We start from the raw sequence: 14,341 nt of genomic DNA, 5'->3' as shown, positions 1-14,341 counted from the left end.
CGAAAAGCGGCATTTTGTATTTCTTGAAGCGCGGATTACTTAGCAAATACTTCAGTAAAGTCGCGCTTTAGAATTGGGTCACGGCGAGCTTTTTTAAGCTGTTTAACCATGTCTTTAACACAGTTGTGTAGAACTTGGTCTAGCAGTTCAGCACGGTACTGCTCTTTTTGCTCATCAGTCATGTCTTGAGGAAGGTTTAACGTAGGGAACTCTTCCATTACGTTAATGCCTGCGAAAGACTGGCTTACAGAGATCAGTGCATGAAACTGTTCAAAGTTATCAAGAACGTTCTGCGCACTTTTAGGAAGCTCATCCCATGCTTCGCGAACCGCTTCTTCTGACACTTCATGGATTGACGTTACCATTTCGTACATTGCTTCAGGCACGCCATCGAATTCGATAACTTGGCGAAGTTCTGCAGAAACTGTCGCTAAATCAATTGGTTGTTTTTCTGTTTGAGTTTGGTCAGACATTGTCTCGATCTCTTTACTTGTTGTAAGCGCGATATCCTAATTTTTCTACGTAAAATGTCAACCTCAGTGGAGGAATTGCATAACCTAGAGTATGCTTATTAAACAGCTGATTTATAAGCGTATAAGGGACTCATTTTGCAAACTACGGGCACTCCAATGAAAATAATGCTGGTTGACGATGTACAAATGGAACGCATGCAGTTAGCAGTAAGGCTTAAGCAACTCGGCCATAACGTCGAGATGGCTGCTTCAGGGCACGAAGCGCTAGAGCGTTATAGTGAGTTTTCACCCGATCTGGTGTTACTCGACATTACCATGCCAGATATGAATGGCTTTGAGGTTTCAAAAGAAATTCGCCGACAATTCCCAGAGTGGATTCCGATCATTTTCTTAAGCTCTCACGATGCTCCCACAATGATAGCAGAAGCCATCGAGGCAGGTGGGGATGATTATCTCATAAAGCCAGTAGATAAGATCGTATTGCAAGCCAAGTTAGTCGCAATGCAGCGTATTGCTTTTATGCGTCGCCAGCTTAATCAAAAAACCGCTGATCTAGCGCGAGTGAACCAAGAGCTTGAAAAACTCGCTAGTGAAGATGGTCTCACTAAGGTTCGCAACCGTCGAGACACTGACAAGAAGCTTAAAGAAATGATTTCCGTTCATGGTAGGCATGAAATGCCTTTGAGCGTGATACTTATGGATGTAGACTACTTCAAATTGTTCAACGACAATTACGGTCATACAGAAGGTGACAAGTGCCTGATTGAAGTGGCGGGGGCGCTTAAAGAACTATTCAGCCGTAACGGCGAGGTTGTTGGGCGCTATGGTGGTGAAGAGTTTGTTGTTTTGCTTGGTCATACCGATGAACATCAAGCAAAGGAACATGCTGCTCGTATTCAAACGACCATTGCTCAACTGGCAATACGTCATGAACATAGCCAAGTAGCAGGGTGTGTTACAGTGTCACAAGGTGTCGTTTGTTTGTATCCCACAGGCCATGAGACGCCTGAGTCCATGTATCAAAAAGCGGATACCGCGTTATATCAAGCGAAGAACCAAGGAAGAAATCGTTTTATAATTTATCAGCCATCTATGGATTAGATGACTGATGATGTGTTAAGCAATACTCATCCATGAATAAACAGACCAAATTGGTTGCTGCGTTTGCTGCTTTACTTCCTATGTCAGCAAACGCGCAAGGCTACAAAGAAGTCCAAACCTATTTAGAACAAGCATTTTCAGCAGCAATTGTGATGACAGATAGTGACGTTGTCACATTTGGTGTGCACGATTTTGACCCAAATGAATGGTTTAATCTACAAAACGAGAATTTAGGCTCTGCTGACTCGATCAATTTGCGTCAGCAGTTTGCGGTATCTGCGTTACCTTATACATACGAGCTTAGCGATGAGGATAGCATCCATAAATCCCAGCTATTCATGCGTTTCTCCGCTTTGGTGTCTCGTCAAGATGTGGAAATATATGATGGCATCGAAGATGATTATCAACGTGAAACAGTGCTAGGTGGCTACGCAGCATACCGCTATCAATATCAAATTAATGATGCGTGGCAAGTAACGCCCGGCTTAGGTGTGCACCTACAGCATTTTCGAAATGAACATGACTATAGAACAGACCTAACCAAGCAGTTCTTTAAACCTTTCTTAGATGGGCTAATGTTTAACACTACAGCATGGGCTGCAACCATAGAGCCACATGTAACGCTCAAGTATAACCATGACACAGAATGGGGCAGTTGGAACGCGAGCAGCTCTGCTCACTATTTTTATGGCAAAGGTTGGGGCGATGCGAATTTCGGACAAGTAGGCAACCCCGAGGGTTGGTATGTTGCTAATGGAGCAGAAATCTATTACAACGTCGCGAAGTGGGGACGCAGCGTACAATCGCTCTTCTCAAGTGTTCGTCGAGTCGATTTAGGCGGGGACAGCGAGAATCCATTCGGTACGCACTACTACTATGAAACGTCGGTAGGTTGGCTAATGACGCCACCTTTTAAGTCTGACTGGATAGATAATATCGGTATAGGACTCAACATCAATTATGGTAGTAAGCTAAAAGGTGGCAGTATTGTGCTGTTCTTTAATCAGGATTAGGCGGCAACCACTCGGTTACGACCGCCTTTCTTCGCTTTATAGAGCGCTTCGTCAGCCGCTTTAATAATGTTCTCTACTTTACGATCTTCGCTGCTGTCACACGCGCCGATACTTACCGTCAAAGAAACCGTTTTAGTCGCTTTATTCTTTCCGCGCTGTTTACTGCCGGTTTTGTCATCCTTAGGACGAGAGGCGTTATTACGCACCACCATTTCGTAAGAGGCGATCGATTCTCGCAGTTCCTCTAAATACTCCATTGCGTCATCAACGTATTTACCTTTAAACAACACGGTAAATTCCTCGCCGCCATAGCGATAGACAGATGCTTTCCCGCCTGTTTCCGTCAATTTACTCGCCACAAGTTTCAGTACGTCATCGCCAGTGTCGTGACCGTAGGTATCATTGAAAGATTTAAAGTGATCGATGTCGAGCATCGCGATGGTGAACTTGCGACCGAGGTGTTTTAAATCAGACTCAAGTGCCAGACGACCTGGAATATTGGTCAAACGATCGTTAAATGCTAGCTCGTAACTGGCCGACATTAAATACACCAACAGCAGGATACCAGACACACTGAATAGGGTGCTTGATATGTACGCAACATCAAAAAAGATAAAGGTTGCCGATGCAGTCAGCATTGCAGAATAGATGATCGCATCGAGGATTAGATTCGCTTTTAAAACCCGAATTGCAGCAATAAGGGTTAACGAGCTTAAATAAAGCACAAGCAGGAAAGGCAATAAAGAAATCTCTTCAACGGCTTGTAAGTAACTATAATCGATTGCGGTAAACCCACCTTCATAAAAATGGGTCAGGATAAGCTTGCTCCATAGCGCCATAAGTGACAGCGTCACCACGTAGATTAGATAACTTCGACTACGTAAGCTACTGTCTTTAAAGCAATATACAACAAAGCAACAGATAGGCAGTAAAATGGCAAGTAGGGATAATTCGAGCAGAGTTGTGCCTGTAGACAAAGGGCTTTGTAAGCGGTGTTGCACAACCCAATACGCCACAAGCATGGCGGTAGAGACCATTGCACAGCGACTTTGCTTAAACACGTGGCTAAGCAAAATGACAGATACAAAAAGTACGTAAGGCAGATTGGTGCTTACGCCGCTATTAGCTTCAATAAGTGAAGTAACGTTATTAACCCCAAGGGCTATCATCAGTAACAACAACAGAGGGAACGTTAAACGAAACCAACTCGCAGTTACTAAAGAGAATGACATGAACTAGGCCTTGACTGCAGGTGAAAATAAAATTGGACCAGCCTGTAAGCATACTGTTATTTGATGATTTTCCAAGTCTTTTGCTCTGTTTGTGACTGAAAAATGCGCTGTAACGTAGACTATTGATAATATTTGAGCGGAACGGATGAATCTTAACTAGGATTTCTTTAATCTAAGATCCTTGTTTTGGTTTACACTTGAATAGTAACTTACTGAATTATTGTGTATTTATAAATTGTTGCAGGAGTGCAATGTATGCAGATTAGTGTCGATGTACATAACTATATGGAAACGTTAGTAGGGCAAGTGCTTGGTACTCCCGAATACGCAGAGCATTTCGATCATGATCAGTTGGCTGATCTTGCTTGTCTTGCACTTATTCAATTAAAGCCTGTCTATATAAGACACGACATTGATTTTCTCTCAACACTCTCTGAAGACAGGTTAGTTACTCTCAAGCAGTACGCTGAAACCGCCGTCGAGGCCGCAAAAACTATGATTGTTGACGATCGACGTAAGAATCGCCAAGATGAATTCCCTGTGATATTTAATAAGCCGCGTTTTGATGAAGACGCTGAGCTTGAATGGTTTGAAAAACCAATCTTAAAGAAAACAAATTAAAGGAGCTAGAGTGGGTTTATTCTCTCGCTTGTTTGGCGGCAACAAAGAAAAGCCGCAACCCATTGTTGAACCTATCGAGTACAAAGGCTTTTTGATTTACCAAGAAGCGATCAACGAATCGGGCCAGTACCGCATTGCCGGACGCATTGAAAAAGAGATAGATGGTGAAGTGAAATCACACCGTTTTATTCGCTCAGACGTATTATCTAGTCAATCAGACGCCGATGAATTTATGCTCAAAAAAGCGCAAATGTTCATCGATCAAATGGGTGAGAAAATTTTCGATTAGATTCACCACAGCTTGATAGATGTCATAAATTTGAGAACCATTAGCAGTTATGCTGATGGTTCTTTTTGTTTGGAACAAACTGTAATTTACTGTTTTTTCTTCTGTTTTTGCGATCTGGTTTGACCTCTGTTCACATCTAAGGCTGTTGTTTCATTTCAGTCAAAATTGCAAAATACACCATCACTTTCGGTTATATGTAATGAAATTTTGTGTTTTTATTACAAAATGCTTGTATTTCATACATCCGTTAGATAAAAACTGAATAATCATTGTGCCAATAGTCAAGGAATAGCTATGCAAATTGGTGTGCCAAAAGAAATACTCGCAGGTGAAACGCGAGTAGCTGCCTCTCCGAAATCGGTTGAGCAGCTAATTAAACTGGGCTTCGACGTGGTTGTCGAAACTCATGCAGGGGAGTTGGCTAGTTTTGACGACGCCTCTTTTGAAGCCGCAGGGGCGAAGGTTGTTTCTACTGAAGAAGTCTGGCAATCAGACATCATCTTTAAAGTAAACGCGCCTGTTATTGATGCTGAACAAGGCTCTGACGAGCTTGCTCTTATTAAAGAAGGGGCAACTCTCGTTAGCTTTATTTGGCCAGCTCAGAATCCAGAGCTTATGGAGAAGCTTTCAAGCAAGAACATTAACGTACTTGCAATGGATGCTGTGCCGCGTATCTCTCGTGCTCAAGCACTTGATGCACTGTCTTCTATGGCTAACATTGCCGGTTACCGCGCAGTCGTTGAAGCTGCACACGAATTTGGACGTTTCTTTACAGGTCAAATTACCGCTGCAGGTAAAGTGCCGCCGGCGAAGGTACTTGTTGCCGGTGCTGGTGTTGCAGGTCTTGCTGCTATCGGCGCTGCTGGTAGCCTTGGCGCAATTGTTCGCGCATTTGATGTGCGCCCAGAAGTAAAAGAGCAAGTTCAGTCAATGGGTGCAGAGTTCCTTGAAGTTGATTTTGAGGAAGACACTGGCGCTGGTGACGGCTATGCAAAAGAAATGTCAGATGAGTTCAACAAGAAAGCTGAAGAGCTGTATGCTGCTCAAGCTAAAGACGTTGATATCATCGTTACAACAGCGCTAATTCCTGGTCGTCCTGCGCCGACGCTAATTACCAAAGAAATGGTAGATAGCATGAAAGCAGGCAGTGTGATTGTTGACCTTGCAGCCGCAAATGGTGGTAACTGTGAATACACAGTCGCTGACCAAGTTGTAACAACTGCAAACGGCGTGAAAGTTGTGGGTTATACCGATATGGTTGGTCGTCTTCCAACTCAATCTTCACAGCTTTACGCAACTAACCTCGTTAACTTAATGAAACTGCTTAGCAAAGAGAAAGATGGCAACATCGATATCAACTTTGAAGATGTAGTTCTACGCGGTGTCACTGTCGTGAAAGAGGGTGAGGTTACTTGGCCTGCGCCACCTATCCAAGTTTCGGCTCAACCAGAGCAAAAACCTGCAGAAGCGCCAGCACCAGCTCCAAAAGTGGAAGAGCCGACCTCGCCAGTTAAGAAGTACATCGGTATTGTTGCTGGTGTTGCAGCCTTCGGTTGGATTGCATCGGTTGCTCCAGCTGCATTCTTAGCGCACTTCACTGTATTCGTATTGGCTTGTGTGGTGGGTTACTACGTAGTTTGGAACGTTACACATGCACTGCATACTCCGCTTATGTCGGTAACTAATGCCATTTCAGGCATCATCGTTGTCGGTGCTTTGCTACAGATTGGCCAAGGAAATGGCGTCGTCACGTTCCTTGCGTTCATCGCCGTATTGATAGCGAGTATTAATATTTTCGGTGGTTTCACCGTCACCAAGCGTATGCTTGAAATGTTCCGTAAAGATAAATAGGAGTAACAAGGAATGTCTGCAGGACTAGTACAAGCAGCTTACATTGTTGCTGCTGTTTTCTTTATTCTCAGCCTAGCGGGTCTATCGAAGCAAGAATCTGCGCGAGCGGGTAACTACTACGGTATCATCGGTATGGCGATCGCGTTGATCGCGACGATCTTTAGCCCGTCAGCGGAAGGTTTCGCTTGGGTAATCATCGCGATGGTTATTGGTGGTGGTATTGGTATCCACTACGCGAAAAAAGTTGAAATGACTGAAATGCCTGAGCTTGTTGCTATTTTGCACAGCTTCGTTGGTATGGCAGCCGTTCTAGTTGGTTTTAACAGCTACCTTGCGCCACCTGCGCCGGTATCCGTTGACCCAGCCGGTATCCACGCAGAGCACGTGATTCACTTAATCGAAGTGTTCCTCGGTGTATTCATCGGTGCGGTAACCTTTACTGGTTCAATCGTAGCATTTGGTAAACTGCGCGGTATCATCAGCTCTTCTCCGCTGAACCTACCTCACAAGCACAAAATGAACCTTGCTGCGATCGTTATCTCAACTCTGCTTATGATCCACTTCGTTAAAGCAGATGGCAGCATGTTCGCACTGATTGTTATGACGCTTATCGCATTTGCATTTGGTTACCACCTTGTTGCCTCTATTGGTGGTGCGGATATGCCAGTAGTTGTGTCAATGCTGAACTCATACTCAGGTTGGGCAGCAGCCGCAGCTGGTTTCATGCTAGCGAACGACCTATTGATCGTAACAGGTGCATTGGTCGGTTCGTCAGGTGCGATTCTTTCTTACATCATGTGTAAAGCCATGAACCGTTCCTTTATCAGTGTGATCGCTGGTGGCTTTGGTCAAGAAGTGGTTGTATCTGGCGATGTTGAATACGGCGAGCACCGCGAAACCAATGCTGAAGACGTGGCGGATATGCTGAAGAACTCTAAGTCAGTGATTATCACTCCGGGATACGGTATGGCAGTAGCACAAGCGCAGTACCCGGTGCACGAAATTACTGAAAAGCTTCGCGCACAAGGTGTTAACGTACGCTTTGGTATTCACCCAGTTGCGGGTCGTCTACCGGGTCACATGAACGTTCTACTTGCTGAAGCTAAAGTACCTTATGATATCGTGCTAGAAATGGACGAAATCAACGATGACCTGAGCGAAACAGACACGGTTCTTGTTATCGGTGCTAACGATACGGTTAACCCTGCTGCTCTTGAAGATCCAAACAGCCCAATCGCAGGCATGCCGGTTCTTGAAGTTTGGAATGCGAAAGACGTTATCGTATTTAAACGCTCAATGAATACGGGTTATGCGGGTGTACAAAACCCACTGTTCTTTAAAGAGAACACACAAATGTTGTTCGGTGATGCGAAAGATAGCGTAGACGCAATCGCGAAAGCACTATAATCAAACCCAGCATTTAAAACTATTGAAGCCAGCAATGATTGCTGGCTTCTTTTGTTTAGCACGTAACATAATTGACACTCACCTTACATTAATCATGTCTATTTTTGCCATAATCAGGCAGTATTCTGGTAAATAATTGAACTGCTAAGACTTTGTTTTGATTCGACACTTCCTAAAACCGCTGCTGATTATTGTTGCAATGAGCCCGCTCAGCGCCAGTGCGGATTCATTACCAGAACGTATAGATAAATTTGTCAACTTATTCAAAATGGCTGAAGCCGATGTCACCTATGATATCCGAGTGCTGCAATCTGATTATCCGACTAGATTGCTTACGCCAGAGTCCATGCTGCCACAAACTTCAAATTACCCACTTAAAGATATCCAAACACTTTATCGTTTGTCGGTTTCTTGTACGGGTAAATTACCGTTAAGCCCCTTAGTTACTGAGCCTTTGGTATTTACTCGTGCCATGTGTAAGGGCAGTAAATTAAGCCCTAAGTGGTTTGCGAGAAGCAGCCTTGTTCACCCGGGCGGGGGTACTTACGCGAGCCGCTACATTGCCATTCACCCTGACCAAGTTGCCATGCTTGAGCAGTACATGCATATTAAAGAGCGTCCCTTAGCATCGGAGCAAACCTTGCTCGGACGTTTACAGCGCATGGACGAAGAGAGCATCTTAGCTTTGATCTCCGGTGCGAGCATGTTTATTGAAAACGATGAACTTTGGCTGCGAAAAAATGATAATTACTACATCTATCCAGAGGATATCTGGGCAAACAATGTAACAAAAGCCGGTTTAAGTTTAACCTTGGGCAGCACGTCAAATACCTGCTTCGTGCAACGAGGTAATATTTGCTGGGATATAGAAGATCACGCTAATCTCTTAAGAATTGGTATGGTCGGTTTAGTGATAGCGAATATTCTCTTGGTGATTGGTTGGTCGATTTATCGTTGGAACACCAAACGACAAGAAATGAAGAGTCGCATGTTGGTTTTGCAAATATTGACCCATGAACTTCGCACTCCGATTGCAAGCTTGTCTCTAACAGTAGAGGGCTTCCGCCGAGAATTTGAGCAGCTTCCTGAATCGGTTTACGATGAATTTCGCCGTTTGTGTGAAGATTCGAGGCGATTACGCCAATTAGCGGAAGCAAGTAAAGATTATTTGCAGTCTGATAACAAACCGCTAGCCACAGAATGGGTACCATCTATCGCTGAGTGGCTTGAATTTAAGATCGAAGAAGAATTTTGTAACCAAGTCGAGCTAGATATCGACAACGACGTCGCTGCTAAGCTGAACGTCTACTGGCTTGGTACTTGTATCGACAATTTAATTCGTAACGCGGTGAAATACGGAATTAAGCCGATTAAACTGGATGTTAAGACATCTAAAAACAAAATTACGCTCAATGTTATTGACCAAGGGACACTGACTCACAAAGATTGGAAACAATTAAGAAAACCTTTTGTGAGTAAGAGTGGTTTAGGGTTGGGCTTAACAATCGTTGATTCTATGGTCGGGCGAATGGGTGGCAAAATGACACTGATTGGTCCGCCGACAACGTTCATATTGGAGATACCTTGTGAAACAGACACTGCTTCTCGTTGAAGACGACAAAAATTTAGCTGACGGTCTACTTGTCAGCCTTGAACAAGCAGGTTACGAGTGCTTCCATTCAGAAACTATTGCTGATGTTGAGCAGTACTGGGCAAAAGCAGATCTCGTTATCCTTGATCGTCAATTGCCTGATGGTGACTCAGTAACACATCTTAGCCAATGGAAAGCGATCAAGGATGTTCCGGTGATTCTGCTTACTGCATTGATTACCGTTAAAGATAAAGTAGCAGGATTAGATTCTGGTGCGAATGATTACCTAACCAAGCCATTTGCTGAAGCTGAGTTGTTTGCTCGCATTCGCGCACAATTGCGTTCACCAGAACAACAAGAGCAAGATGACAGCAAAGTTAAAACAGATAACTTATTGATTGATAAAAACACCCGCGAAGTGTTCTTCAATGAGCAGTTAGTAACATTGACTCGAACAGAGTTCGACTTGTTGTTGTTCTTAGCAAGCAATTTAGGCCGTGTATTTACGCGCGACGAGTTGCTTGACCATGTATGGGGCTACAATCATTTCCCAACAACAAGAACGGTAGACACTCACGTACTACAGTTACGCCAAAAATTACCCGGCTTAGAGATCGAAACGCTACGTGGTGTTGGCTATAAGATGAAGGCATGATTAAAAAAGCATTATTACTGACGGGTGCACTTTGCAGTGCACCCGCTTTTTCAGACGGCGTGCCATGGTTTGACGGCAATTCACCTCTGACTCAAACCCACAAACATCTACTAAATGACGATTTGAACGCGATGTTCAACTCGCTAGTAGAAGTATGGCAACTCGAAGATAACGCCACACTAAAACCCCATCTAAATAACTTGTTGCTGCAATCGCTGGAAGTTGATTGCGGACGTGGCTTAGACAACAAAAGTTTCCCCGAATGGTTAAAATCCGTCGTTGTTAAACGTACCGAAATTGAAAGCCCGGGGCGTGATGCCTTTCGCGCAGTTGTTGAAATTCAATCAGCAAAAGATGTCGCAGATATCAATCTCACTCGCTGGATAGAACGCGACATCTCAAATGACAACGCACTGAGCAAATTGAGTGAAAATGATGAGAGTGGCGTTGGCACATACGTAAAACGCTACAATATCAACAATCGCCTGCAAATGGGGCTCTATCGCATTGATGTGGTCACCAAAGATGATGAATCTTGGAGTTCATGGCTAGTTCTTGGTGAACCACAAGCAAACATGACCGTTCGTTGGCAATCCAAAGATCATTGGCTAGTCGAACAAAATAGCTTATTGAATTCAAATTGCCCGTTACCTAAGTTAACTGCATCGCTGTATGACTATGTAGACGGAACTTATAACAACGTTTGGAATGAATCTTACGAATCGGATTATCCTGATTCATTGTTGACGACCGATATAGAATCAGGCCGATATGTATTAGCCGTGAGCATGGTTCATAGACGCTGGCAGGGTAAAATTATCGTAGAGCAGGCACAAATTATCAGCAAAACCTATGATGTTTCACTAGAGGAATAACTAAAGATAGGTGACAATAGGCCGATATAAGTTTTACCGGACACTAAACACGATATCGTTATGAAAACCGTACTAAGATTATTACCACTATCGATCGCTTTTGCGGCCACTACTGCATCTGCAGCGAATTACGCTGTTGAGGCACGCGGCGACGCAATGGGTGGAGTAGGTGTTGTCTCTGCTAACTTTCTAACTGCACCATTTTACAACCCTGCACTAACGGCTATTTATCGTCGTAACGATGATATTGGCATGATCACACCGAGTATTGGTTTTGAATACACCGACAGCGGTAGTTTTATTGACGGTCTCGATAGCACCAAAAACTTCATCAACAACCCGGGTAATGATGCCGAATTGGCAAAAGCGCTAGATGCCCTGAATGGTGACAGCCTTAACTTCGAGCTTGGTGGTGTTGTTGCTTTCGCTATCCCGAACCAATACATTGCAGCTAATGCCTTTGGCAAGGCGTACACGGAATCTTTTGCGACCGCAAATATCGATTCAACAACAGGCAGCGCCTATACGGATGCTGCGAACAGTACGGTAGAAGCGGTTTCTGTTGGCGTTACAGAGGTTGGTATCTCACTAGCAAAATACCAAACATTTCTTGGCCAACATATTTCCTTCGGTGTTAGCCCTAAACTTCAGCGCGTTTACACATATCTTTACGAAGCAAGCTTGACCAATTATGACCTTAAAGATTTAAGAGATAATGGCACTGGCGAAACTATGTTTAACGTTGATGCCGGCTTCCTTTGGTTTCATGGCCCATTTCGCGTAGGTATTTCAGGCACAAACCTGATCGAGCGCGATATTGAAACAAAAACCATTTACTCGACAGTAGATAATTCACCGATTTCATATTCTTACAAAATGTCGCCACAGTACACTGTTGGCGCTGGTATCGTTGCGGACTACTTTACTCTAAGTGCAGATTACGACTTAAAAGAAGAAGAACGCTACAACGAGTTCGCGGATAACCGACAAATGGTTCGAGTTGGTGCTGAAGTTGATATTCTGCGCCAATTAAAACTCAGAGCGGGTTGGAACAAAAACCTAGCTTATGAAAACCTAGATGATACGGTGACGGTTGGTTTAGGTCTTTCGCCACTCAACTTATTCCAACTGGACGTTGGCGCGAGCTACACTAACGAAAACTCAATGGGCGCTTACGTTAACTTCTTAACCAGTTACTAGAATTTTCGTACAAATCGTAATATAGTCGGCTCCTAAATTTAGGAGCCTTTTTTATGTTTGATGATTTAAGCCTTAGCCACGATGAGCAACAAAAAGCCGTAGAACAAATTCAAAAATTAATGGCGCAAGGGGTGAGTACCGCAGAAGCCATCAAGATCGTTGCTAGTCAAATCCGAGAGCAAGCTAATCAGCAAGACGAAGAGTAATTCACTACACTTCGCAACTAAAGAGAGAAGGGCACATAGTGCTCTTTTTTTGTAATATCCTGCCGCACTATAACACTTCTAACTTTCTCTTTTGCGCCTTCTTAGCTTCCTAATAAAAAGTGACACTCCTTAGAATTACAAAATTACAGTAGTGGCACAAAAGTCTTAAGGCATACGCTTAATAACAAAAATGAACTGAATTTCAGTCATTTATGACAATATATAATTCTGTTGTGAGTGCAGCTTTGAGCTTGCTTGTAATTAAATTACAAACCTGTAAGTCCATCATTACTTCGCGATTTATAGCCAGTGAATTAGACTGTGTCGTTAAGCTGTCACATTTGGTTGTACCAGAAGTGCTAACGGTGACGTGTTTAATTTTGATATTAGTGACCACGTCACAAGCGCGACAGTCGCTGTAGTTTTTAGGTAGGTTTAAATTCTGCGTGTTTGTTGCTAAGTGGCTATAAGAAGCTAAAACGACGCAAGTTACGTACAACGCGTCATTGTCTAGAACTGTAGATTTGGATTTAGCAAGCAGTCGATAAGAGATGATAAATAAACGTGTGGACAATCAACGTGCACATATCCGGGTAAGTCATCAACAACACTGTGTAAAAGTGGCGGATGAAAATCTGATTTTTAGTTGAGGTAGGATTTTGCTAGAACGTATGTTTACAGCAATTAGTTATGCATGATCGCTAAGTTGAATGACAAAAGTGCCCAAGGCGAATTGTAATTGCTAATCAAATACTGAGATTAGTTGACAGCAAGTTTTGTCGTTGTAAGGCCGCAATTCCTAAAACAAGAACGCGAAAACCTTACTGCCTTGAAATAACACTTAAGTGCGTATTATCCGTGCTTATGTTTAACGCGGCGCACATCACGCTAATGCATATATTTATAGAATCTCTCGCTTTTGCGAGAGTTAACTATGAAGTATCACGAAATGACTAAAAACTATATTTTTCGTGAGTTTACGTGCCAACTTTCAGTCGAAGAGACTGCGGAACTATGTTTTAAATCTGTGAGGACTGTCACGGAGTGGGATAGAGGAAAAACGATTCCAAGAGAGTGTAGACGTCTTATGAAAATGGCAAAAGGTCGGGCACTTGGCACATCTAGCGATTGGAAGCAATTCAAAATGAATGGGAACAAAATGGAGTTACCTACGGGGCGCTTAGTGAGCTGCCAAGAGATCTTAACAGGGATCGCTTTGCTAGAGATTCAGTCAGAACTTGAACTGGCTACATCAACGAAGTTGCTTCGTTATGCTAGAGCAATCGCATCGATATTATCTAAATCATAACGGTTAAAAAAGGCCGAACTGGAGTCTTACAGTTCGGCCATCCGCGTTTGCAAGCGAAAGTGTCTGAGGCTAGTCAGAAATTCAAACATAGATCATGAATGCTTGAAGTGACTTAATGATAACAAATTCTATGACTTAGGCTAAAGTGTTGTTGTTATATTATAACAAATATCACAAATATAATTACTGTTAATTTAGTAAATTACAGACTTTAACGTCACTAATATCACTCTTAAAATTCTCTTATTTCTAACCGCCTCCCTTAGTATTTAGACTAGACTTAAAATATTGATATTTCGTTCAAACGAACAACTTTAGGTTAAAGGACTGATATTGTGATTTATATCGAACTGCTCCTAATACTCCTGCCTTGCGTGCTCGTTCTCATGGCGAAGGTTGAGGTTTTACCCTTAAAAGCTATCCACTTTATCTATTGGTTAGGATTTGCGGCTCTACTCAGCATAATGCTGTACTTGGGGTTATTAAAATTAGGTCTAATTGGGGAAATTTTTAAACCC

The 14,341-nt window shown here is 43.2% G+C and carries 14 protein-coding genes; 12 read left to right on the top strand and 2 right to left on the bottom strand.

All coding sequences use genetic code 11. From position 1 onward, the window contains the following. Positions 1-35: 35 nt before the first annotated feature. Positions 36-473, bottom strand: coding sequence for a DUF3069 domain-containing protein (locus tag OH461_RS08115; RefSeq protein WP_270020131.1), 438 nt, complete (start codon positions 471-473; stop codon positions 36-38). Positions 474-629: 156 nt separating this feature from the next. Between OH461_RS08115 and OH461_RS08110 the strand changes: the two genes are divergently transcribed. Both OH461_RS08110 and OH461_RS08105 read left to right on the top strand, forming a co-directional pair. Beyond that, complete coding sequence (locus OH461_RS08110; RefSeq protein ID WP_270020130.1) at positions 630-1,574, top strand: GGDEF domain-containing response regulator; 945 nt, start codon at positions 630-632, stop codon at positions 1,572-1,574. A 32-nt stretch (positions 1,575-1,606) separates the two neighbouring features. Next, positions 1,607-2,587, top strand: coding sequence for a Solitary outer membrane autotransporter beta-barrel domain (locus OH461_RS08105; RefSeq protein WP_270020129.1), 981 nt, complete (start codon positions 1,607-1,609; stop codon positions 2,585-2,587). Here OH461_RS08105 and OH461_RS08100 read toward each other — a convergent pair. Next, positions 2,584-3,819 (bottom strand): GGDEF domain-containing protein, encoded by a 1,236-nt coding sequence (locus OH461_RS08100; protein ID WP_270020128.1) that lies wholly within the window; start codon positions 3,817-3,819, stop codon positions 2,584-2,586. The genes OH461_RS08105 and OH461_RS08100 overlap by 4 nt on opposite strands. Positions 3,820-4,074: 255 nt before the next feature. Here OH461_RS08100 and OH461_RS08095 point away from each other — a divergent pair, with 255 nt between their 5' ends. The 10 genes from OH461_RS08095 to OH461_RS08050 all read left to right on the top strand — a co-directional run bounded on the left by OH461_RS08095 (position 4,075) and on the right by OH461_RS08050 (position 13,823). Next, on the top strand, positions 4,075-4,440 hold the full coding sequence (locus tag OH461_RS08095) for a late competence development ComFB family protein (protein ID WP_270020127.1): 366 nt from the start codon (positions 4,075-4,077) through the stop codon (positions 4,438-4,440). 10 nt (positions 4,441-4,450) lie between these two features. Further along, positions 4,451-4,729 carry an HlyU family transcriptional regulator gene (locus OH461_RS08090; RefSeq protein WP_270020126.1) on the top strand — a complete coding sequence of 93 codons (279 nt, stop codon included), beginning with the start codon at positions 4,451-4,453 and terminating at the stop codon, positions 4,727-4,729. Positions 4,730-5,023: 294 nt separating this feature from the next. Beyond that, positions 5,024-6,580, top strand: a complete 1,557-nt coding sequence (locus tag OH461_RS08085) for a Re/Si-specific NAD(P)(+) transhydrogenase subunit alpha (RefSeq protein ID WP_270020125.1) — start codon at positions 5,024-5,026, stop codon at positions 6,578-6,580. A 12-nt stretch (positions 6,581-6,592) separates the two neighbouring features. After that, positions 6,593-7,987 (top strand): Re/Si-specific NAD(P)(+) transhydrogenase subunit beta, encoded by a 1,395-nt coding sequence (gene pntB, locus OH461_RS08080; protein ID WP_270020124.1) that lies wholly within the window; start codon positions 6,593-6,595, stop codon positions 7,985-7,987. 199 nt (positions 7,988-8,186) lie between these two features. After that, positions 8,187-9,599, top strand: a complete 1,413-nt coding sequence (gene vxrA / locus OH461_RS08075; protein ID WP_270020291.1) for a sensor histidine kinase VxrA — start codon at positions 8,187-8,189, stop codon at positions 9,597-9,599. Further along, positions 9,574-10,233, top strand: a complete 660-nt coding sequence (gene vxrB, locus OH461_RS08070; protein WP_260261869.1) for a response regulator transcription factor VxrB — start codon at positions 9,574-9,576, stop codon at positions 10,231-10,233. Before vxrA ends, vxrB begins: the two co-directional genes overlap by 26 nt. Further along, positions 10,230-11,108 (top strand): DUF2861 family protein, encoded by an 879-nt coding sequence (locus tag OH461_RS08065; RefSeq protein ID WP_270020123.1) that lies wholly within the window; start codon positions 10,230-10,232, stop codon positions 11,106-11,108. The genes vxrB and OH461_RS08065 overlap by 4 nt, the downstream gene beginning before the upstream one ends. A gap of 60 nt (positions 11,109-11,168) precedes the next feature. Continuing rightward, entirely contained in the window at positions 11,169-12,308 is a 1,140-nt protein-coding gene (locus OH461_RS08060) for a conjugal transfer protein TraF (RefSeq protein WP_270020122.1), read from the top strand. Positions 12,309-12,361: 53 nt separating this feature from the next. Next, on the top strand, positions 12,362-12,514 hold the full coding sequence (locus OH461_RS08055) for a YoaH family protein (RefSeq protein WP_270020121.1): 153 nt from the start codon (positions 12,362-12,364) through the stop codon (positions 12,512-12,514). Between the two features lie 934 nt (positions 12,515-13,448). Next, entirely contained in the window at positions 13,449-13,823 is a 375-nt protein-coding gene (locus OH461_RS08050; RefSeq protein WP_270020120.1) for a regulator, read from the top strand. The last annotated feature ends 518 nt before the right edge of the window (positions 13,824-14,341 follow it).

The sequence above is a fragment of the Vibrio sp. LaRot3 genome (assembly GCF_027587025.1).
Lineage (GTDB): Bacteria > Pseudomonadota > Gammaproteobacteria > Enterobacterales > Vibrionaceae > Vibrio.
The sequence above is the reverse complement of the archived record's forward strand: the minus strand, read 5'-3'. Positions and strand labels throughout refer to the sequence as shown.